Source organism: Burkholderia sp. Bp9004 (assembly GCF_003858025.1).
Lineage (GTDB): Bacteria > Pseudomonadota > Gammaproteobacteria > Burkholderiales > Burkholderiaceae > Burkholderia > Burkholderia diffusa.
On record NZ_QTQD01000006.1, the window covers coordinates 131329 to 153028 of the forward strand.

The following is a 21700-nucleotide window of genomic DNA, read 5'->3' on the forward strand; positions in this document are numbered from 1 at the left end:
GCCTTACTGCTGCTGGAAGCGCTCGAAACGCTTTTCGATCGGACGCTCCTCGAACGTGACCTCGGTCACGCGTGCGGACGGCGGCCCGTGGCGCAGCCACGCGAGCATCCGGTCGATCTGCGCGCCGGGGCCCTGGATCATCGCCTCGACGCTGCCGTCCTCGAGATTCGCGACCCAGCCGCGCAGCTTCAGCGCGTGCGCCTCGCGCACCGTCGCGTGACGGAAGCCAACGCCCTGCACGACGCCGCGTACCCGCACGTAGTAGGTCTCGATCCGTTCGTCCAGTTCATTACGGCTCATCGCGTCGCCCTCCCGTAGCATTCAAGCCCGGCATTGTAGTCGCGTCGGCCGCTTCGCACACGTGCCCGGCAAGCCGGCCGCACGCGGCGGCCGTCGCCCGTTGCGGCCGCCGTACGGCGCTCGCGTCGCCGGGCGCGCCGACCACGTACAATCTCGCCGACGCACAACCGCCGCGCCGCCCGCGCGCGGCCCTGAAGGAAACGCATGACTGATACCTCCCGCGATCTCGTTCTCGTCACCGGCGCGTCCGGTTTCGTCGGCTCGGCCGTCGCACGCATCGCGCAGCAGAAGGGCTATGCGGTGCGCGTGCTGGTGCGCCCGACCAGCCCGCGCACGAACGTCGCGGATCTCGACGCCGAGATCGTCACCGGCGACATGCGCGACGAGACGTCGATGCGCGCCGCGCTGCGCGGCGTGCGCTACCTGCTGCACGTGGCGGCCGACTACCGGCTGTGGGCGCCGGATCCGGACGAGATCGAGCGCGCGAACCTCGAGGGCGCGGTCGCGACGATGCGCGCCGCGCGTGCCGAAGGCGTCGAGCGGATCGTCTACACGAGCAGCGTCGCGACGCTGAAGGTCACGAGCGCAGGCGATCCGTCCGACGAAAACCGCCCGCTGACCGCCGAGCAGGCGATCGGCGTGTACAAGCGCAGCAAGGTGCTGGCCGAGCGCGCGGTCGAGCAGATGATCGCCGACGAAGGGCTGCCGGCCGTGATCGTCAACCCGTCGACGCCGATCGGCCCGCGCGACGTGAAGCCGACGCCGACCGGCCGCATCATCGTCGAGGCCGCGCTCGGCAAGATTCCCGCGTTCGTCGATACCGGGCTGAACCTCGTGCACGTCGACGACGTCGCGCACGGCCACTTCCTCGCGCTGGAGCGCGGCCGCATCGGCGAGCGCTACATCCTCGGCGGCGAGAATCTGCCGCTGCAGCAGATGCTGACCGACATCGCGCAGATGACGAACCGCAAGGCGCCGACGATCGCGCTGCCGCGCTGGCCGCTCTATCCGCTCGCGGTCGGTGCGGAGGCCGTCGCGAAGTTCACGAAGAAGGAGCCGTTCGTGACCGTCGACGGCTTGCGCATGTCGAAGAACAAGATGTATTTCACGTCCGCGAAGGCCGAACGCGAGCTCGGCTACCGCGCACGTCCGTACCGCGAAGGACTGCGCGATGCACTGGACTGGTTCGCCTCGGCGGGCTACCTGAAGTAACACAAAGCGGCGTGCGTCACGCCGCTTTGCGCACTTTGTTACACGTCGCTGACGGACCGGCACCGGCGCAGCGGTTAAAATCGCGGGTCTTACGCAGAGAAGACACGCATGAACCTGAACGAACAGATCGATTCGCTCAACGCGGGCGTCGATCGGCTCCTCCACGATCACCATGCCGCGCAGCAGGCGGCACGCAGCGCGGAAGCGTTCGCGCGCGCCGCCGCCGCGGAAGCCCAGGCCGCAGCCGAACGTCACGCCGCCGCCGAGACCGAAGCACTGGCCGCCGCGCAGCGCCACACGGCCGCAGCCGCCGACGCAGAGGCCGCGCAGCAGCGCCACGCCGACGCCACCGCCGAGGCCGAAGCCGCCGCCCAACGCCACATCGAATCCGCCGCCCAGGCCGAGGCCGCTGCCCAGCGGCACGCCGAGGCGACCGCGCTGACCGAAGCGCTCGCGCAGCGTCATGCGGATGCCGAAGCCGCGTCGCAGCGTCATGCGGCCGCGATCGCCGAAGCCGAGGCCGCCGCGCAGCGTCATCACGCCGCCGCGACCGAAGCGGATGCAGCCGCGCAACGTCATGCAGCGGCCACCACGGAAGCCGAAGCCGCCGCGAAGCGCCACGCAGCCGCGATCGCCGAGACCGAGGCACTCGCGCAACGTCACACGCAGGCGATCGCCGAGGCCGAGGCGCTCGCGCAACGTCACATGCAGGCGATCGCCGAAGCGGAAGCCGCAGCGCAGCGCCATGTCGAGGCAACCGCCGAAGCACAAGCCGTCACGCTGCGTCACACCGAAGCGATCGCGCAAGCCGACGCGGCCGCGCAACGCCACGCGGCGGCGACTGCCGAGGCCGAGGCCGTCGCGCAACGCCACGCCGAAGCGATCGCACAGGCCGAAGCGGCCGCCGAGCGTCACGCGAAGGCGATCGCCGACGCGGAAGCGCTGGTCGAAGCCGTCGTGAAGGACGCCGCGACGAACGCGGCGGCTGTGGCAGCCACACCGGCCGTCGCGGCTGAAGTCGCCGAACCGGTTGTCGAATCCGCTGTCGAGCCGGTGGCGGACGCAGCCGCGGCAGCGTCCGCCGGGGCCGGCACCGCCGTCGTCGCGCCGGCCGCCGGCGCCGCAATCGAAGTCGCTCCCGCTGCCGAAACAGCGGACGCCGCCGCGGACAAGCCGACGTTGCACGTCGCTCGCCCGTCGCAAAACGAACTGACGCTGACCGTCAACGGCCAGTCGATCACGCTGCACCCGGAGCAGCTCGGCCAACTGATCGAGGAACTCGCGCATGCGCGCGCGTCGATGCAGCCGGAACCGCCGCCGGGCATCCCGGCCGGCTGGCGCTTCGTGACGACGAAGAACCCGATGATGGCCGTGCAGAAGCAATCGAACGGCGACCGCCTGCTGGTCGCGCGCCACACCGGCTACGGCTGGGTGCCGTTCACGTTCTCGCCGGACGTCGTGATCCAGATGTACATGATGCTGACGCAGCGATAAGCACGCGTGGCGACGCCGTAAACGACAAAGCCCGATCGACTCACAACCGATCGGGCTTTTTGCTTTCCGGAATCCGGAGGAACGACCGGCATCCGCCGGCGCCTGTCAGCGCTCCACCGGCGCCTGCACGCGCGCCTTCCACTGGCCGCCCTTGCCGCGCCAGTAGCGCCACGCCGACGCGAACGTCGCGCCGACGTAGAACAGCGCGACGAGCGGCAGCGCTGGCGCCCACAGAGGCGAGCGGCGGTAGTAGCGCAGCATCGGCGCATAGGCGGTGCACATCGACGCCCATGCGAGCCACGCCGGCCAGGCGCGCGCGCCATACGCAAGCGCGGCGACGGGCGGCACGAGGTAGATGATCGTCATGCCGAGCAGCGTGCCGGCGAGCAGCAGCGGTGAATAGTGGAGCTGCGTGAACGCGGTGCGCGCGATCATGTTCCAGATGTCGCGCCAGCTGTCGTACGGACGCAGCGACACGCTGCGATCGGCCAGATCGAGCCGGATCGGATGCCGGCCGCTGCCGCGATGCTTGATCTGCGCGGCAAGGCTGCAGTCGTCGATCAGCGCGCCGCGGATCGATTCGATGCCGCCCGCCTCCTCGAGCGCGCTGCGCTTGACCAGCATGCAGCCGCCCGCGGCGCCGGCCGTCCGGTTGCGCGGATTGTTGATCCACGAGAACGGATAGAGCTTCGCGAAGAAGAACACGAACGCCGGAATCAGCGCCTTTTCCCAGAAAGAGTCGCAGCGCAGCCGTACCATCAGCGATACCAGATCGCGCTGTTCGGCCTGCGCGCGCGTGACGAGCTGGGCGACGGCGTCTGGCGGATGGCCGATGTCGGCATCGGTCAGCAGCAGATAGTCGGCCGGCAACCCGAGCGTGCGCACCGCGGCGATGCCCTGCGACTGCGCCCACACCTTGCCCGACCAGCCGGCCGGCAGCGGCTTCGCGGCCAGCACCGTCAGGCGGTCGGCGCGGTTGATCGCGAGCGCGGCGGCGCGCGCCGCGTCGGCGGTGCCGTCGTCGCTGTGGTCGTCGACGATGATCAGATGAAAGTCGCCCGGATAATCCTGCTCGAGCAGCGACGTCGCCGCGCGGGCGATCACGTCTGCCTCGTTGCGCGCCGGCACGACCGCGACCACGGCCGGCCAGCCGGCCTCGGCCGCGGCGCCGCGCGCCTCGGGCGGCAGCGCCCGCGCGGGGCGCGCGCGCCAGAAGCCCCCACGCGCAACGAGCAGCACGATCCAGATCAGCAGTGACAGGCCGGACACCAGGAACGTAATTGCCAGCATCATCGGCACGCCTCCTGCCGGATGCCGGCGCGAACGGCACCGGATCGTCCGGCCATAATCAGGGTCGGAGTGAAAACACCCATGACCGCATCGGCGGCAGGGCAATATGCGTAAGAATCGACGGTCATCGAATGGCCTTGAAATGAGCGCGACGCCGGGCAGCCGGACAGGCTGCCCGCGAAACCGCGCAGTTTACCGGGTTCCGCGACCGCGAGCGCCGACGCGGCTCTGCGACGAATGCAACACGGCCGATACGGCACCAGAGCAAGGACGGCGCGATAGGGTTAAAATGCGCGATTAATTCGGGGTTCCGGGGCCTGGCCTGGCCGGTTCGTTTCCTGCCTTCATAACATCAAGCCGGGGCGAGCGAGCAGTGCCAGCTCCTCGAACCCCGGCGTCTGTCGTCGGAGTTCGCTCACTTATGCGAGTCATCCTTGCCCAGCCCCGCGGCTTTTGTGCGGGGGTTGTCCGTGCGATCGAGATCGTCGATCGCGCGCTGCAACAGCACGGCGCGCCGGTCTATGTGCGTCATGAGATCGTGCATAACCGGCATGTCGTCGAAAACCTGCGTAATAAAGGGGCACGATTCGTTGAGGAGCTCGACGAGGTGCCGCATGGCGCCGTGGCGATCTTCAGCGCGCACGGTGTCGCCCAGACGGTCGAACGCGACGCCGAAACGCGCGGGCTCGATGTGCTGGACGCCACCTGCCCGCTCGTCACGAAAGTGCACGTGCAGGGCCGCCAGTACGTCGCGGCGGGCCGCCGGCTGATCCTGATCGGCCATGCGGGCCATCCGGAAGTCGAGGGCACGATCGGCCAGATTCCGGCCGAGGTGATCCTCGTGCAGAGCGAGGCAGAAGTCGCTACGCTGACGCTGCCGATCGATACGCCGGTCGCGTACGTCACGCAGACGACGCTGTCGGTCGACGACACGCGCGGCATCATCGAAGCGCTGCAGCGCCGGTTCACCGACATCGTCGGCCCGGACACGCGCGACATCTGCTACGCAACGCAGAACCGCCAGGCCGCCGTGCGCGAGTTGAGCAGCCAGGTCGACGTGCTGCTGGTCGTCGGTGCGACGAACAGCTCGAACTCGAACCGCCTGCGCGAGATCGGCACCGAAAGCGGTGTGCCGAGCTATCTCGTCGCCGACGGCTCGGAAGTGAAGCCCGAATGGTTCGCGGGCGTGCAGACGGTCGGCCTGACCGCCGGCGCGTCGGCGCCCGAGGAAATGGTTGAGGATGTAATCGGCGCGCTGCGCGCGCTGGGGCCCGTCGATGTCACGACGATGACGGGCCGTGAGGAAAAAGTCGAATTCAAGTTGCCGGCGAAGCTTACGCAAGCTGTCGCCCGCGAAGTTTAAGGAGGACAACTCTTGTCTATTCCGCTGCTCCAGCAAGTCCGCGTCGGCGCATACATCATGCGCCAACACCTGTCCGGCAACAAACGCTATCCGCTCGCGCTGATGCTCGAGCCGCTGTTCCGCTGCAACCTCGCCTGTAACGGCTGCGGCAAGATCGACTATCCGGACCCGATCCTGAACCAGCGCCTGTCCGTCGAGGAATGCCTGGAAGCCGTCGACGAATGCGGCGCGCCCATCGTGTCGATCGCCGGCGGCGAGCCGCTGCTCCACAAGGAGATGCCGGAGATCGTCAAGGGCATCATGAAGCGCAAGAAATTCGTGTACCTGTGCACGAACGCGCTGCTGATGGAAAAGAAGATGGACGACTACCAGCCGAATCCGTATTTCGTCTGGTCAGTCCACCTCGACGGCGACAAGGAGATGCACGATCACTCCGTGTCGCAGGACGGCGTGTACGACAAGGCCGTCGCGGCGATCAAGGAAGCGAAGCGTCGCGGCTTCCGCGTGAACATCAACTGCACGCTGTTCAACGATGCGATCCCCGAGCGCGTCGCGAAGTTCTTCGACACGCTGGGTCCGATCGGCGTCGACGGCATCACCGTGTCGCCGGGCTATGCGTACGAGCGCGCGCCGGATCAGCAGCACTTCCTGAACCGCGACAAGACGAAGAACCTGTTCCGCGAAATCCTGAAGCGCGGCGAAGGCGGCAAGCGCTGGTCGTTCAGCCAGTCGTCGCTGTTCCTCGACTTCCTGGCCGGCAACCAGACGTACAAGTGCACGCCGTGGGGCAACCCGGCGCGTACGGTGTTCGGCTGGCAGAAGCCGTGCTATCTGGTCGGCGAAGGTTACGTGAAGACCTTCAAGGAACTGATGGAAGACACGAACTGGGACAACTACGGCGTCGGCAACTACGAGAAGTGCGCGGACTGCATGGTCCACTGCGGCTTCGAAGCCACCGCCGTGATGGACACGATCGCGCATCCGCTGAAGGCGTTCGCCGTGAGCCGCAAGGGCATCAAGACCGAAGGCGCGTTCGCGCCGGACATCTCGATCGCGAAGCAGCGCCCGGCCGAGTACGTGTTCTCGCGCCACGTCGAGATCAAGCTCGAGGAAATCCAGCGCGCCGGCAAGGGCAAGCTGCAGAAGCCGGCGAAGCCGGCAACGGCGGCTTAAGCGCGTATCGCCGCACGGAGGTTCGCGCCTCCGCTGCGGCCCGCATCGAAGAAGCGCCACGGAGTTCGCTCCGTGGCGCTTTTGTTTGTCGGGCGTCGTCGCAAGGCCGCGCGCATTCGTCCGCGCATGAGCATGCGAACGCCCGCACGCCTAGTGTCTCGACTCCGCCGCCGCGATCAGTTGCCACGCGGTCGGCCCGCGATCGAGCAGCGGGTCGGACGGCGGATCGAGATCGTGCCGATGCGCGTCGTCGGACGGCAGCGCTTGCGACTTCGCGATGCCGATCTCGTCGCCGCAGACGGTGCATCGATAGATGCCCGCAACCGTCGTCTCGCTTCCCGGCGGCAGGTTCTCGCTGAATGCGCGGCCGCTTCCGCACGTGAAGTAGCCACCGGTCCTGTATAGCGCCATCGCGCCTCCTGACTGAAACGAATGCATTCGCGGCGACACGCACGATCGCCGCGAACGCGCGGATGGATCGTCATCGACCGAACCCGTTCGGTTCGTGTCGTGACATTGGCCGGCGAGCGGCAGCCCCGGGGACCGGAACACGCATGAAACGCAGCCAGGGTGCCGGCCGCGTTGCCACCGCTCAATGCAGTACGGCCGGTTCCCGCATTCGCGCCGCCGCCTGCGCGACCAGCCCCGGCTGCTCGCTGGATGCGAACGCGCACACGTGGCGCCACAGCTCGGCGAGCCGGTGCCGCGTGAGCGTCGCGACGCACGCGTCGTTCGCCGCGAGCACACGCTCGAGCACCGCGCACTCGTCGTCGTGCAGCGTCCATGCGCCGCTTTGCGCCGCGCGCGCCATGCTCGCGTCGAGCACGCGCTCCGCGTCGACGCACAGGTCGATGCTCGCATCCGGGGATACCGCGTCGTCGAGCGCGAGGAACACCAGGTAGACGCTCGTGCGCAGCCGCATCAGCAACGTTTCGCTGCCGTGCTCGCCGCGCAGCGCGACGAGCGCCATGTGGCATTTCAGCGAGATGTCGCGCACATGCGCGGGCGGCAGCGGCAGCAGCCACTCGCGCGTCAACGGCGGGTGGCGACGGCCTTTTCGAGTGGCCTTCATGATCGGCCCTCGCCTGCCGCGTCGTCGTCCACGTCGAATGCCGGCCACGCGGTGCGGCACGCGACGGCGCCGCGGCTCGCGTCGCGATGGCCGTTCGCGCGGCGTCGCGCGCCGCCGCACACGTCGCCCCGCCGCCGCGTCGCGCACGCCTGGGGCAGCCGGCGCATCGCGGATGCGCGCAACACGTCGGGGAGTCGGTCAAGGCATGCCATGCTCTGCTCCTGCATCAGAACGTGTTCTCGCCCTTCAGGTAGTACGCGGTCTTCACGAAGAACGCCTTCACCGGATGGCCGCTCTGCGCTGCGCTGGCCGCGCGCGCTTCCATCGCGGCCTTCTCCTCGCGCGAACGGTCGGGCACCGGGTACCTCACGCGTTCGAGCGCACGCTGCATCGCGAGCGGATAGTTCTGGTTGCCGGCTGTCGTCGCACGATAGCCGGCGCGCGTCATCTGCCTCAGTTGCACATCGGTTTCGGCACGCGCCGCCGACCAGGTCAAAGGCGCGACGTTCGACTGCCACTCGGTATCGACGGACTGCGCGAAGCTCGCGGCGGGCAGCACGGCAAGCGCGCCGGACAGGACAGCAAGGGAAACAACGGATCGCATCATGGCCTCCAGATGGTTGTTTCCGCATCGATCGTCGTCGATGCGGTGCAATCATCGTATGTCGCGTGACCACGCGCTTGAATAGCCGATTCCGCAATGGATATTTTCAGCACCGACGGACGGGGTGCGATCCACGCGATTCGCCAATGCTGCCTGAGCGGAATTTCTTTATTTCATTCAACTACCTGATCGCGTTTTTGCAGACGAATCGGCGAGGCATGTGAATCGCTTTTGCAGTTTTTGAAATGACGTATTGCAGATGCGATTTCGGCGCAAGCCCTGCCTGGCGCGGCTTTCGGCACGATGCCGCACACGCCGGCACAACCGGGAAACGATTCGACCAATGCACAGGATTCCCTGACACACGACAAATCCACCGCGCCGATTGACCGCTTCGCGACGAGACGTGTCCCGCGAGGACGCGAGATAATTGCGCATCGCGCCGTCAGGCACGGATCTTATCCGTTCCCTATTCTTCTCTCGAGTTCCACCATGGCTGCCATCGACACCACCGCCATCGACAGTTGGCACGCACACGTCTACTTCGACGCCGCGAGCCGCGACGCAGCGTGGGCGTTCCGCCTCGTCGTCGAAGAACGATTCGGCGCGATCATCGAGCTCGGCCGCTTTCACGAGCGTCTCGTCGGCCCGCATCCGGCCTGGTCCTACCAGATCGCGTTCGACGCCGCGCAGTTCGACACCATCGTGCCGTGGCTCGTGCTGAATCACGGTGCGCTCGACGTCTTCCTGCATCCGAATACCGGCGACGATCTGCGCGACCACCGCGACAGCGCGGTGTGGATCGGCAAGTCGCATGACCTGAATCTCGGCGCGCTGGCCGGCTGACGGGCGGCACGCGGTCGCGTCCGGCATACGCGACATCCACGTTTCGGCCTGGGCTGAAACGTCCGGCGGCACGGCGTCGATACAGTGGCTCCCTTACCAACGTTTGCCGGAAGCCGCCATGACACAAGCCGACACCGATGCGCAACGCGTCCATCAAGACTGGCACGTCGCCGTCGTCGCGCGCGACCTCGACGCATTGATGTCGCTGTACGCGGACGACGCGATACTCGAAACGCCGCTGATCGTCGTCACGCTGCCCGATCACGGCTCCGGCGTGCTGCGCGGCAAGGCCGCGATCGGCGCGTTCTTCGCGGCGGGCCTGCGCAATCCCGGGAACAAGCTCGGACGCTGGTATCGAACCGGGCTGTTCTTCTCGAACGGCCGGCAACTCACGTGGGAATATCCGCGCGAAACGCCGGAAGGCGATCAGGTCGATCTCGTCGAGGTGATGGATCTGCGCGACGGGCTGATCGCGCATCACCGCGTCTACTGGGGGTGGGTCGGGTTCATGGCGCTGCGCGGCGCGGCACAGGCGGCCGAGCACGCATGACACGCGCCGTGCCGCCCGCGTTCACGTTCACGTTCACGCTCACGCTCACGCGACATACATCGCGACGCTGACGAACTGGCACAGGCTGCCGGCCAGCACGAAAAGATGCCAGATACCGTGCCCGTGGCGGATGCGTTCGTCGTTGATGAAGAAGTAGATCCCCGCGCTGTAGATGACGCCGCCGGCCACGAGCCATGCGGCACCCACCGGCGGCAGCGCATGAATCAGCGGGCGGATCGCGACGAGCGCGAGCCAGCCCATCAGCACGTACAGCACCATCGACACGATGCGCGTGCGCCGTCCGAGCGTGAGTTCCTGCGCGATCCCGAATGCGGCGAGCCCCCAGCTGACACCGAACAGCGACCAGCCCCACGGGCCGCGCAGCGTGACGAGCGTGAACGGAGTGTAGCTGCCCGCAATCAGCAAATAGATGGCCGAATGGTCGCACTTCTGCAGGATCGCCTTCAGGCGCGGGTTGCGCACGCTGTGATACGCCGTCGAAATCCCGTAGAGCAGGATCAGCATCGCACCGTACACGCTGAAGCTCACGATCTTGTAGGGATCGCGGTCGAGCGCGCCCATCGTCACCAGCGCGACCAGCCCTGCCACCGACAACACCGCGCCGACGAGATGGGAAATGCTGTTGAAACGCTCACCGACATGCACGACGGGTTCTCCTGCGCGGATTCTTCGGGGAAAAAATGATGCCTCATATGATACCGGCGCCCGGACTTTGCCGCGCTGAACGACGTCAAACGCCGCCGTGACGCGCGCCTCGCGCGTACCGCACCGGCCCGCCAAAGAAAAAGCGCCGCGAATGCCTTCGCGGCGCTTCCCGGTCCGTCACCGGACCGCCTCACGGGCCGGCTGCGCCGGCTCAATTCAGCAGCACTTCCCTGCCCCCGACCCGTACCGCGCATTCTGACGCTCGCGGAAGAACGCCTCGTACGTCATCGGTTCGCGGTCCGGATGGGTTTCGCGCATGTGCGCGACATAGGTGTCGTAGTCGGGCAGGCCGACCATCAGCCGCAACGCCTGCCCGAGGTAACGCCCCGCACTGCGCAGGTCGCTGCCGAGATCGGTGAACATCGCGGCCTCCCGTTATCGTCCGCTGCCGAGCGCCTGCGCGGCCGGCATCGCTTCGTACGGCGTCTCGCGCACGGTCGGCTTCGACTCGCGACGCGCGCGCAGCACGGCGAGCAGGCCGTACCCCGCGATCGCCACGACGACGAAGATGAACAGGCCGGCCAGCGCCGCATCGATGTAGTCGTTGAAGATGATCCGCTGCATCTGCGCGATCGACTTCGCCGGCGCGAGCACCTTGCCTTCGTCCACCGCCGCCTGCAACTTCGCCGCGTGCGCGAGGAAGCTGACCTTCGGGTTCGAATCGAAGATCTTCTGCCAGCCGGCCGTCAGCGTGCAGATCAAGAGCCATGCGGTCGGCACGATCGTCACCCATGCGTAGCGCTCGCGCTTCATCTTGAACAGCACGACGGTGCCGAGCACCAGCGCGATCGCGGCGAGCATCTGGTTCGAGATCCCGAACAACGGCCACAGCGTGTTGATGCCGCCGAGCGGATCGACCACGCCCTGATACAGGAAATAGCCCCACGCGGCCACGCACAGCGCGGTGGCGACGAGGTTCGCGGGCAGCGACTCGGTGCGCTTGAGCGCCGGGTGGAACGTGCCGAGCAGGTCCTGCAGCATGAAGCGGCCCGCGCGCGTGCCGGCGTCGACGGCCGTCAGGATGAACAGCGCCTCGAACAGGATCGCGAAGTGATACCAGAACGCCATCATCGCTTCGCCGCCGATCACCTGGTGCAGGATGTGCGCCATGCCGACGGCCAGCGTCGGTGCGCCGCCCGCGCGCGCGATGATCGTCGTTTCGCCGACGGCCTTCGCGGTCTGCGTCAGCATGTCGGGCGTCAGCACGAAGCCCCATTGCGTGACCGTGTTCGCGACAGCTTCGGGCGTCGAGCCGAGCACGGCGGCCGGCGCGTTCATCGCGAAGTAGATGCCCGGCTCGATCACGCACGCGGCCACCAGCGCCATGATCGCGACGAACGATTCCATCAGCATCGCGCCGTAACCGATGAAGCGCGCGTTGGTTTCGTTGTCGATCAGCTTCGGCGTCGTGCCCGACGAGATCAGCGCGTGGAAGCCCGACACCGCGCCGCATGCGATCGTGATGAACAGGAACGGGAACAGGTTGCCCGACCACACGGGGCCCGTGCCGTCGACGAACTTCGTCAGCGCGGGCATCTTCAGTTCCGGCGCGACGACCAGGATGCCGATCGCGAGGCCGAGGATCGTACCGATCTTCAGGAACGTCGACAGGTAGTCGCGCGGCGCGAGCAGCAGCCACACCGGCAGCACCGATGCGACGAAGCCGTAGCCGATCAGGATCCACGTAAGCTGCGTGCCGCTGAACGTGAACCATGCGGCGAGCGCCGGCGAATCGTGCACGGTCTGGCCGAACGCGATCGACGCCATCAGCAGCACGAAGCCGATGATCGACACTTCGCCGATGCGGCCCGGACGGATGTAGCGCGTGTAGACGCCCATGAACAGCGCGATCGGAATCGTCGCGGCGACGGTGAACGTGCCCCACGGCGAATTCGTCAGCGCCTTCACGACGATCAGCGCGAGCACCGCGAGGATGATCACCATGATCAGGAATGCGCCGAACAGCGCGATCACGCCGGGCACCGTGCCGAGCTCCATCTTGACGAGGTCGCCGAGCGAGCGGCCGTCGCGGCGCGTCGAGATGAACAGCACGATGAAGTCCTGCACCGCGCCGGCGAACACGACGCCGGCCAGGATCCACAGCATGCCGGGCGTGTAGCCCATCTGCGCGGCGAGCACCGGTCCGACGAGCGGCCCGGCGCCGGCGATCGCGGCGAAGTGATGGCCGAACAGCACGTACTTGTTGGTCGGCACGTAGTCGAGGCCGTCGTTGTGCCGGACGGCCGGCGTCATCCGCAGCCCGTCGAGCTGCATGACCTTGCTGGCGATGAAACGGCTGTAGAAGCGATATGCGATCAGATATACGCAGACTGCGGCGATCACGATCCAGAGCGCGCTGACGCGTTCGCCGTGCGCAAGTGCGATCGTCCCGAACGCGAACGCGCCGAGCAGCGCGACCGCAGTCCAGAGCAGGGTACTGGAAGCCCGATTCATGGCGTCTCCTGGTCTCCAATGTGTTTTTGAGTGGATCCGGCGAGGCGCCGGACCCGCGTGACGTCGATGCGTCGTGCCGCGTCTCGCGGAAGACACGGCGGTGGGCCGTAGTATTCCGCGCGACGGGGGAGCCTTACAAGCGCACAACTACGTATGCGTGGCTACGTAGAATTACGTAGCCGTGGGGCGAGAACTCGGGTTGAGGCCGTGATTGACCGACGCGCGACCGAACACACCCCGCGGTTGGCCATGCCCGGCGCATTGCGCGCCGGGCCGTATGCATCAGTGCTTGTCGTCGAGCTTCTTCGGCTTCGGCGGCGACGGCACCTTCGCGTACTGGAACGCCGGCGTCGCCTTCAGCGCGGCCTTCGTCGCGCCCGGCAGGTAGATGTTGCCATTGCGCACGTCGAGCGATGCGATCGGCACCGCGACGTCATGGGCCGCGACGCCCAGGAAACCGCCAGCCGACACGATCGCGGCCGACACCGAGCCGTCAGGCGCGACGATCAGGTCGCGCACCGTGCCGACTTTCTGGTTCTGGTCGTTGTACACGGCCTTGCCGAGCACGCTCTTCTTCACGCTCCAGCCTTCGAGCAGCGCCTGCGATTGCTCGACGGTGACGCTGAGTGGCTGGGCGCCCGCGATCTGCGCATGAACGTTGATGCTCGATACGAGAACGGCGGCTGCGACGATTGTCTTGGTGAAAGCCATGCTGATTGCACTCCGGTGAGGTTGTAGTTGGTGCCGGGAGCGAAGCGGCGCAGGTGCGGTGGTGAATCGGTGAGCACCCCGCGCTTCGTCGATGCAGCAGCGGCCGGCCGCGCCGCCGCTGCGTGTGCGCGCAACGGGCCCGGACGGGCGCGTCGGGTAACGCAACACGGGTCATGGTAGCGCCAGTCGAGAAGTGCTGCCATCAGGCTGCATTACACAGCGGCGTGCGGAAATGAACGAAGATCAATGTCGGCGTAGAAAATGCCGAGCGAGATTCGGAATCAGACGACGTTCACTGCTTCTCGAGCAGCTTGCGGGACGCGAACAATTCGGCATCGCTGCGGATGCCGAGCTTGCGATATGCCGATTGCTTTTGCGCGCTGATCGTCTTGCGGCTGCGGGAAAATTTCAATGCGATATCGGATACCGACATGCCCGCCAAATAACAGCGCAGCACCTCGTGCTCGCGCGGGCTCAGGCGCAGGTCGGCGGATGATTCCGATTCGGCTGCCGGTGCGTCTTCGCTGACCGCCGGTTTCGGTGCCGCCACACTCTGGACAGGCGTCGCACTCGCCATCACCCTGCCTGCCAATTCGGTGCTGATATACGAGCGTCCCTCTGCAACCACACGGATTGCATGTACCAGTTCGCGAAGATTTTCGCTCTTGCCGAAGAAACCGAGCGCGCCTGCGCGCATGGTCATGTTGACGGTTGCGGGCGTATCGCTGCTCGACGTCATCAGGATCCTGCAATCCGGGAAGCGCGTACTCACCAGCTTGACGAGATTGAGGCCGTCGATTTCGTCTGGGCCCAGCGTGTAGTCGAGCAGCACGACGTCCGCGTGATTCGACTCGAGCCAGCTGATCAGGTCGCGCGACCTCGCAAAGCTCGCCGCCACTTCGATGCCGGTCCTCTCCGTCAAATAACTGGCGATCCCGTGCTGAACGACGGCATGGTCGTCCAGGATCACGACGCGGATCGGTTGGAGCTCTGGTCTCATTGCTACCCCTTTTCTTTCTGGCGATACGGCCATCAACGGTTGGCGCATTCTTGCCATCGCAAACCGGAGCGGATTATTCGAATTAGCTTACCGGCTTTCTGGATAATTTTTAACCCCGCCAGCTAAACAGCCTATGTGCGAACAGTCGTGGCGGGCACCATGCAATCTGATTCGGCATTCGCGGTAGCGACAGCATGTGGAACGGCCCGCGCGCCCCGTCTCCGCTACCGGAACGGCGTATGTCGCCGGGTGCTGGCGCGACCCGCAACGAATCGCCGAGACCTTGGCGCTCGCGTCGTCGAAAGGCACTGTTGACGCCGTTGCTCTCGTCCGCACCGCGTTGCGTCGACGCAACAGACCATCTGTGATGACGCCCTCGCTCTGCGCATTTCTCACGCCACTGCATCGCCTGATACAGATCATCCCACGTGCAAAGTTGACGCCTGAGGAGAAAGCATGGATCGCCGCGCATCCGGTCGTGCACACCTATGCCGACACGCATTGGCGTCCGTTCGAATTTCGCAAACGCGGGAAGGTCGTTGGCGTCGTGCCGTCATGTCTCGGTACGATTTCGCGAATCGGCGGACTGCGCTTCGAGTATGTCGACAACGTATCATGGGCCAATTCATACCAGGCTCTCATGTCGGCGAAGAGCGACATGGCGCCGGGCGCGTCAAGAAGCGCCGACATCTCGCAATACCGCAGCGGCACCATTTGCCAGCCTGCCGTACTTCGTCGACACATTGGTCGTGGCCACACCGGAACGCTTGACTCCCTTTCCAGCAACGCGATCCGCACGCTGATCGTACGATCGGGTCGCCGCTCGAGCTGCTGCAGCGCTCGCAATTGCCACCGAAACAGGCTGGCCGTGCGGATGCGGCGGTTGCTGCTTCGGAATCGCTGCTGATGCTGCTCGACGACGTCCTCGAATATTCACGTCTCGAGTCTCGAAACGTGACGCTCGCGCCCGAGTCTGACGGCACATCCACGCATGGACGTAGCGCAGCGCCGACATAGTGCGCTGGCGCGTCGACGAGAAAAACCTGAGCCTGGCGCTCCAACTCGCGTGCCAGACCGAGCTGCGCGTGCTGATCGATCCGGTGCGCACGCGGCAGATCGTGCTGAACCTGCTTGTCAACGCCATCAAGTCCACGTCCGCCGGCTCGCCACCGCGTGAACGGCAGTGGACTGGGTCTATTGATCTGTCGCGAACGGGTTGACTTGATGAACGCCGTGGAGTTCGCGAAGCCGCGTTTCGGCTTGCAACGCGACATCCGCGATATCGCCCAGTTTGGTCAGATGCGATGCCCCCGCAATCCGGTGCGCGGCCCGTGCGGCTGCGGCGAAATCGCGCGATAGCAATCCGTTGACAAGGGCATCGAGATCCTTCGCCACTTCGCGGTCATAGACCGCACTGAGATCGGCGGCATGCGGCGCCGCCGGTTTCGTCTCGGCATACGCTGGGCACCACGTTGCGATCAACTCCCGCAATGTTTCGAGCCGCAGCGGCTTGCCCAGCACGCCGTCCATGCCGCTGTCGAAGCAGCGCTCGCGATGCGCGTCGCCGGACACCGCCGAAATCGCGATGATCGGAACATGTCTGGCTTCGCGTGCCGACTCATCCTGACGGATCATCTTCGCGAGCGCATAACCGTCGAAGTCCGGCAGATCGCCATCGAGCAGCACGAGGTCGACACGGCCGTGCGCCAGTTGACGCAGCGCGTCCTCGCCGGTGCCGGCGACGATGCCGACGCAGCCGAGCTCGTCGCATTGCTGCTGCAGCGCCAACTGCACGGTTTCGTGATCGTCGACAATCAGGATGCGCGGCGAGTCGGGATGAGCGTGTCCAGGCTGTGCGTCGACCGGCACGGGCATCGATGCGGCAGGCCGCACCGGCAACGGCTCGTCCACTGCCGTGACGGGCAATCGCACCGTCATCGTCGTTTCGACGTGCGGCAGGCTTTGGACGGTGATCGTGCCATGCATCAAAGCGACCAGTTCACGGCAGATCGCGAGGCCAAGCCCGCTGCCGTTGACGTCCTGGTGAAGCGAGGCAGGCCCCTGCCAGTATGCGTCGAAGATGTGTTCGAGCCGCTCAGGCGCAATGCCGATGCCGGTATCGCGCACTTCGAGGGTCAGCGTGCCATTTTGCCCGTGGCGGCTCGACACATACTCGACGCGCAGCGTCACCGAGCCTGCGGATGTGAACTTGATTGCGTTGACGAGCAGATTCAGCACGATCTGGCGCACACGGACCGGATCGATTGAAACACGCACCGCCGGCGGACAAGCAAAGTCGAGCACCAGCTCCACCATCTTCTCGTCGGCGCGCCAGCGCACCATGTCGACCGTATGTCGCGCCCACGACTCAAGCTCGACTGCCTGCGTGGCAAGCTGGACCTTGCGCGATTCGAGACGAGAATATTCGAGGATATCGTCGAGCAGCGTCAGAAGCGTCTCGGATGCCGAAATCGCGGCATCCGCGCGATTCGCCTGTTGCTCGGTCAACCGGGAGCGCTGCAGCAATTCCAGTGACGACAGGATCGTGTGCATCGGCGTGCGGATTTCGTGACTGACGAACGCGAGAAACGTCGCCTTGTCGCGCTCGCTGCGGATCGCGGCCACCCGCGACTTCCACGACAGGAATGCGAGCATCGCGAACGCCAGCAGCGCGGCGACAATCGCGACCACCTGGGGCGCCCGGTAATGCAGGATCGAACGGATCGTCGGCTTGCCGTAATCGGCCATCTCGACCCAGTCGCGGGTGAGCTCCGCCGTCTTGCTCACGGGAATGGCCGCGAGAGACTTGTCGATGATCGATGCGAGGATCGGCAGGTCTGCCCGCGTGAGCATCGCCAGCGATACGGGGCGGTCTGCAAGCATCCCCGACATGTAAAGCTGCCCGGGAAACTGCCGCTGCACGATCGGCAGAACCGTGACGTCGACGCCGAGCGCGGCATCGGCCTCGCCGTTGGCAACCGCGGCGAGCGCGAGTTCCTCGGTGTCGAACGTAAGCACGTCGAGCATCACGCCGCTGTTGCGCGTGAAATACTCGACCGCGCCTCGCCCCTTGATCGCGACGCGCCGGCCTTCGAGCCGCTTCAGGTTGAAGATCATCGCGGAGTCGTTGCGCGTGACGGCGGTCAGCCGCCCGACCAGGTAGGGCGCACTGACGAGCGCACCGGTGCCGGCGCGGTCCGGCACCAGTTCGCGCCACACGCCCGGCAGCAGATCGACCTTGTGCGCCGCAAGCGCAGCGTACGCGTGACCCCATTCCGTGCCCGGCACTGTCTCGAACGTCAGCCCGGTCATTTTCGAGATTGCGTTCAGGTACCCCGCGACAAGGCCTGCATGGTTGCCGTTGCGCATGTATTCGATCGGATGCCAGTTCGCCTCGACTGCGATATTGACAACCGGGTGCGCGCGCATCCACTGCAGCTCCTCGTCAGTGAAAGTGGGCTTCCAGCAGGCGGTCGCGCCGTTCGCAGGGAGCGACGAGGCAACGAGCAAAAGGAACATTGCGCGCAGGAGCAGGCGCGGTGCGGTGCGATACGCGATAGGACGTCCTTCCATGTACGATGGGGCGGCCGGAGCAGGTGCATCGGAGACCATGCACGGCATGCGCCGTCGGTTGAGGTTTGCAGATGTGTCGACTCTATCCGACGATTCGCAAATCAACCGTCCATCCAATCCTATTTCAGACAGATCCCTTAAGAATTGGCCTAAATTTTGCCGGCGGCAATCGGGTTCGTATCAGCAGGATCGCCCACAGCGCGGCCGCACGCGGCACGGCGGCTCGGGCACACGCGCCTGGCAATTTGCACCGCGCCGGTGAGCGGTCGGCGCAACGGTCACGGCACGACTGGACGTATGTCTCGCCAGCGTCGCCGCGATTCAAGTAGTTCGGATGGATACCGCCGATATGCGACGTGCCGCGGGCAGAACACGCGCGAGCGAGGTTTCCGCGTGGCGCGGCACACGGGAAAAATGAAACAACTTGCTCGGCACCCGTCTTCGTCGATGGGCCAACTATGACGGCGGCGGGCCTCAACCCGCCGCCGTGACCTCACGCATTGCGCGAATACACGCGCCGATGCCGCACCGCTTCCGCCAGCACGTCCAGCACCGGCTCCGTCTGCGTCCAGCTCAAACATGCATCCGTAATCGACACGCCATACTGCAACGGCACGCCGGGCTTCAGATCCTGACGCCCGGCCTCGAGATGACTCTCCACCATCACGCCGACGATCCGGTGCTCGCCCTGCGACAGTTGCCGCGCAAGATCCTGCGCGACTTCGATCTGCCGCTCATGCGACTTGTTCGAGTTCGCGTGCGAGCAATCGACCATCACCTGCTCGCGCAACCCGCTCTTGCGCAGCACCGCGCAGCTCGCCTCGACGTGCTCCGCATCGTAGTTCGGCCCGTTCTTGCCACCGCGCAGGATCACGTGCGCGTCGTCGTTGCCGCGCGTCTCGAAGATCGCGGCCATGCCCATCTTCGTCATCCCCATGAACGCGTGGCTCGCGCGCGCGGCGACGATCGCGTCCGACGCGACCTGCACGCCGCCGTCGGTGCCGTTCTTGAAGCCGATCGGGCAGCTGAGCCCCGACGCGAGCTGGCGATGACTCTGGCTCTCGGTCGTGCGCGCGCCGATCGCGCCCCACGCGATCAGGTCGGCGATGTACTGCGGGCTCAGCAGGTCGAGGAATTCGGTCGACGCGGGGAGGCCGAGCGCGTTGATGTCGAGCAGCAGTTGCCGCGCCGCGCGCAGCCCTTCGTTGATGCGGAAGCTGCCGTCCAGGCGCGGATCGTTGATGTAGCCCTTCCAGCCGACGGTCGTGCGCGGCTTCTCGAAGTACACGCGCATCGTGATCAGCAGGTCCTCCTTCAGCGCATCGGCGGCGGCCTTCAGGCGACGTGCGTAGTCGAGCGCCTGGTCGTGGTCGTGGATCGAGCACGGGCCGACGACGAGCAGCAGCCGGTCGTCGCGGCCGTGCAGGATGTCGCCGATCGCGCGGCGCGTGTCCTCGACGAGCGTCTGCGTGGCGGCCGGCACCGGCAGTTCATCCTGCAGCAGCGCGGGCGAGATCAGCGGGCGCACGGCGCCGATGCGGACGTCGTCGATGCGCGTGGTGTCCTGCGTCGCGTCGGCGCTGCCTACCTCGCGATCGTGGGAAGGATTGTCGAGGTTCTGCATGGGGATTCTCCGGGGACGTCTGGAATGATGTGCAGGCTCGATTATGGCACTCGCGCGTGGCGGCAGCGAGGCGCGGCGGGGGACGGCGACCGGCGTCAAGGCGCCGGATGAAAAAAGGCGATCCGCGAAGGATCGCCCGGCGATTGATGTCGATGCGCGTGGCGGCTAGTGCAGCGTCTCGGGCGCGAGCGAATTGCTCGGCAACAATGCCGTCAGCGCGCAATTGCTCGGCGCGGCCTTGCCGCCGAAGCGGTCGTAGAGCCAGGGCAGCATCCCGGCCACCCAAGGCGCGATCGCGCCCGCATGTTCGAGCGGATATTCGGTGTACACGACCGGTGCGCCGCTGGCACAGAATTTCTGCGCCAGCGCGCGTACATCGTACGCGAGCATCACGCCGTCGCCCACCTGGCTGCCGAAGGTGCCGTCGAGCACGCCGGCCGTGCCCTGACCGATATACATCGGAATCGTCGGCGACGCGGCCAGCCCGGCATTCACCTTGTTCGCGTAGGTCACGTACGCCGGAATGCTGTTGATGTCGTTCGCGTATCGCGGCTTGAACAGCGTCGCCCAATGCAGCCCCGTATACTTCGGCAGGATATAGGCGAGCGACTGGTTCTGGATGTCGTTGAACACGGCAACGCCGCTGTCGCTCAGATACGGCGTCAGATCGAAGCCGAAGCCGCGCGACAGCCCGGCGAGCGCAGCCGCCGCGACGCCGCCCCAGACGATGCTGCCGTCGACGTAGCGCAGGTTGTGCGCGGGATCGACCAGCACGCCGCCCTCGGCCGCGCCGACGAGTTGCTTGTTGATGTCCGGCGCATAGCTCGGCGCGAGTTGCGCGGCCCAGTTCGTCGCAATCGCACCGCCGGAATAGCCGATCATCGCGACCTTGCTGGTCGGCGCGAGGCCCGTCGACGGTGTGTTGAGCGCCGCGCGGATCGAATCGAGCGTCGTCATCCCGTATTCGGGGCCGGCGGCGAAGTCCGCCGTCTGGCCTTCCGTATCGGGCACGATCACGTTGTAGCCGAGCAGCAGCAGCGTCGACAGCGGGATCGATTCCGCGCTGTAGAGCAAGGTGCCGACGTTGATGACCTTCGTGACGTCGCGATCGCCGGCGATCACCTGCGACGGTTCGTCGTAAGGATTCAGCGAGTCGTAGGCCGACTGGTACGAGATCGCCCGGCCGTTGCTGACCGGGCTCCGGATCACCGACGTCACGTTGACGACCGGCCGGTTCTGCGCGTCGCTGGTGCGATACAGCAACTGCTTGGCGGTCAACGCCGTCGGCATTCCGGCCACGTGATAGGTGACGGTTCGCGTGTTGAGCACCGTGCCGGGTGCAATCGATTTCAACGGCGTGGCGCCCGTGTACGTGTAGAACGGGTTCGTCACGGTGGCCGCGCCGGCGTGAACCGACGACGTGGTGACGGCCAGCACGGCGGCCGCGATCGTCATCAAACGTTTGGAGAACATCGAAGTTGCCCCTGGGGATAACCTGCTTTTCATCGAGGAAGTTCGCTGTGTTGCGACTTGTCCGGATTGCGGCGTCAAGACGGGTTTCTGGCCATCGTCTGTCTCCTTTGAGTGAATTGTCCGTTCTATTTTCGATATGTAATTTAGTAGGACTGCGAACCGGATGAATTGAAGCACAGCGAGAACGGAATTGATGCGGATTTCCCTTTGTTTGAAGGTAAACGCCTAAACTCCA

At 66.0% G+C, this 21700-nt stretch carries 22 protein-coding genes; 8 read left to right on the forward strand and 14 right to left on the reverse strand.

Annotated elements, in window-relative coordinates; all coding sequences use genetic code 11:
- Positions 1–3: 3 nt before the first annotated feature.
- Positions 4–300, reverse strand: coding sequence for an acylphosphatase (locus DIE08_RS09615; RefSeq protein ID WP_012367074.1), 297 nt, complete (start codon positions 298–300; stop codon positions 4–6).
- A 204-nt stretch (positions 301–504) separates the two neighbouring features.
- On the opposite strand from DIE08_RS09615, the gene hpnA reads away from it, so the two are divergent.
- Together hpnA and DIE08_RS09630 are read left to right on the forward strand one after the other, a co-directional pair.
- Complete coding sequence (gene hpnA, locus DIE08_RS09625) at positions 505–1512, forward strand: hopanoid-associated sugar epimerase (RefSeq protein WP_124901736.1); 1008 nt, start codon at positions 505–507, stop codon at positions 1510–1512.
- A gap of 108 nt (positions 1513–1620) precedes the next feature.
- Positions 1621–3006, forward strand: a complete 1386-nt coding sequence (locus DIE08_RS09630; protein ID WP_124901737.1) for a phage tail protein — start codon at positions 1621–1623, stop codon at positions 3004–3006.
- 105 nt (positions 3007–3111) lie between these two features.
- Here the strand turns inward: DIE08_RS09630 and DIE08_RS09635 are convergent, their stop codons facing one another.
- Positions 3112–4299, reverse strand: a complete 1188-nt coding sequence (locus DIE08_RS09635; protein WP_059680243.1) for a glycosyltransferase — start codon at positions 4297–4299, stop codon at positions 3112–3114.
- A 418-nt stretch (positions 4300–4717) separates the two neighbouring features.
- On the opposite strand from DIE08_RS09635, the gene ispH reads away from it, so the two are divergent.
- Positions 4718–5659: a 4-hydroxy-3-methylbut-2-enyl diphosphate reductase gene (ispH, locus tag DIE08_RS09645; protein ID WP_059598904.1), complete on the forward strand. Its 942-nt coding sequence runs from the start codon at positions 4718–4720 to the stop codon at positions 5657–5659.
- A gap of 12 nt (positions 5660–5671) precedes the next feature.
- A complete protein-coding gene (gene hpnH / locus DIE08_RS09650; RefSeq protein WP_044844979.1) occupies positions 5672–6832 on the forward strand; it encodes an adenosyl-hopene transferase HpnH in 1161 nt (386 codons plus the stop codon).
- A 150-nt stretch (positions 6833–6982) separates the two neighbouring features.
- On the opposite strand, the gene DIE08_RS09655 is transcribed toward hpnH, so the two are convergent.
- The 4 genes from DIE08_RS09655 to DIE08_RS09670 all read right to left on the reverse strand — a co-directional run bounded on the left by DIE08_RS09655 (position 6983) and on the right by DIE08_RS09670 (position 8508).
- Positions 6983–7243 (reverse strand): hypothetical protein, encoded by a 261-nt coding sequence (locus DIE08_RS09655; RefSeq protein ID WP_124901738.1) that lies wholly within the window; start codon positions 7241–7243, stop codon positions 6983–6985.
- 181 nt (positions 7244–7424) lie between these two features.
- Positions 7425–7904, reverse strand: a complete 480-nt coding sequence (locus DIE08_RS09660) for a hypothetical protein (RefSeq protein ID WP_124901739.1) — start codon at positions 7902–7904, stop codon at positions 7425–7427.
- Complete coding sequence (locus DIE08_RS09665) at positions 7901–8116, reverse strand: hypothetical protein (protein WP_124901740.1); 216 nt, start codon at positions 8114–8116, stop codon at positions 7901–7903. The genes DIE08_RS09660 and DIE08_RS09665 overlap by 4 nt, the downstream gene beginning before the upstream one ends.
- A gap of 14 nt (positions 8117–8130) precedes the next feature.
- Entirely contained in the window at positions 8131–8508 is a 378-nt protein-coding gene (locus tag DIE08_RS09670) for a hypothetical protein (RefSeq protein ID WP_124624537.1), read from the reverse strand.
- 492 nt (positions 8509–9000) lie between these two features.
- Here DIE08_RS09670 and DIE08_RS09675 point away from each other — a divergent pair, with 492 nt between their 5' ends.
- Both DIE08_RS09675 and DIE08_RS09680 read left to right on the forward strand, forming a co-directional pair.
- A complete protein-coding gene (locus DIE08_RS09675; protein ID WP_059680239.1) occupies positions 9001–9354 on the forward strand; it encodes a DOPA 4,5-dioxygenase family protein in 354 nt (117 codons plus the stop codon).
- Between the two features lie 118 nt (positions 9355–9472).
- Positions 9473–9904, forward strand: coding sequence for a nuclear transport factor 2 family protein (locus tag DIE08_RS09680; RefSeq protein WP_124901741.1), 432 nt, complete (start codon positions 9473–9475; stop codon positions 9902–9904).
- 45 nt (positions 9905–9949) lie between these two features.
- On the opposite strand, the gene trhA is transcribed toward DIE08_RS09680, so the two are convergent.
- From trhA to DIE08_RS09705, 5 genes are all read right to left on the reverse strand, one after another.
- A complete protein-coding gene (gene trhA, locus DIE08_RS09685) occupies positions 9950–10570 on the reverse strand; it encodes a PAQR family membrane homeostasis protein TrhA (RefSeq protein WP_059448906.1) in 621 nt (206 codons plus the stop codon).
- 216 nt (positions 10571–10786) lie between these two features.
- On the reverse strand, positions 10787–10993 hold the full coding sequence (locus DIE08_RS09690; protein WP_059598899.1) for a YbdD/YjiX family protein: 207 nt from the start codon (positions 10991–10993) through the stop codon (positions 10787–10789).
- A gap of 12 nt (positions 10994–11005) precedes the next feature.
- Positions 11006–13084: a carbon starvation CstA family protein gene (locus DIE08_RS09695; protein WP_124901742.1), complete on the reverse strand. Its 2079-nt coding sequence runs from the start codon at positions 13082–13084 to the stop codon at positions 11006–11008.
- A 282-nt stretch (positions 13085–13366) separates the two neighbouring features.
- On the reverse strand, positions 13367–13795 hold the full coding sequence (locus tag DIE08_RS09700; RefSeq protein ID WP_059598897.1) for a PRC-barrel domain-containing protein: 429 nt from the start codon (positions 13793–13795) through the stop codon (positions 13367–13369).
- Positions 13796–14087: 292 nt separating this feature from the next.
- Positions 14088–14765: a response regulator transcription factor gene (locus DIE08_RS09705; RefSeq protein ID WP_311768934.1), complete on the reverse strand. Its 678-nt coding sequence runs from the start codon at positions 14763–14765 to the stop codon at positions 14088–14090.
- Between the two features lie 226 nt (positions 14766–14991).
- Here DIE08_RS09705 and DIE08_RS36540 point away from each other — a divergent pair, with 226 nt between their 5' ends.
- Together DIE08_RS36540 and DIE08_RS36545 are read left to right on the forward strand one after the other, a co-directional pair.
- Positions 14992–15702, forward strand: coding sequence for a hypothetical protein (locus DIE08_RS36540; protein WP_148096081.1), 711 nt, complete (start codon positions 14992–14994; stop codon positions 15700–15702).
- Between the two features lie 109 nt (positions 15703–15811).
- On the forward strand, positions 15812–16015 hold the full coding sequence (locus tag DIE08_RS36545) for a hypothetical protein (RefSeq protein ID WP_174906892.1): 204 nt from the start codon (positions 15812–15814) through the stop codon (positions 16013–16015).
- Here DIE08_RS36545 and DIE08_RS09720 read toward each other — a convergent pair.
- From DIE08_RS09720 to DIE08_RS09730, 3 genes are all read right to left on the reverse strand, one after another.
- Positions 15990–18368, reverse strand: coding sequence for an ATP-binding protein (locus DIE08_RS09720; protein ID WP_124901744.1), 2379 nt, complete (start codon positions 18366–18368; stop codon positions 15990–15992). The genes DIE08_RS36545 and DIE08_RS09720 overlap by 26 nt on opposite strands.
- A 493-nt stretch (positions 18369–18861) precedes the next feature.
- Positions 18862–19992 (reverse strand): 3-deoxy-7-phosphoheptulonate synthase, encoded by a 1131-nt coding sequence (locus DIE08_RS09725; RefSeq protein WP_124901745.1) that lies wholly within the window; start codon positions 19990–19992, stop codon positions 18862–18864.
- A gap of 165 nt (positions 19993–20157) precedes the next feature.
- The gene (locus DIE08_RS09730) at positions 20158–21465 is read right to left on the reverse strand and encodes a lipase family protein (protein ID WP_124901746.1); all 1308 of its coding nucleotides are present in this window, start codon (positions 21463–21465) and stop codon (positions 20158–20160) included.
- Positions 21466–21700: the final 235 nt, after the last annotated feature.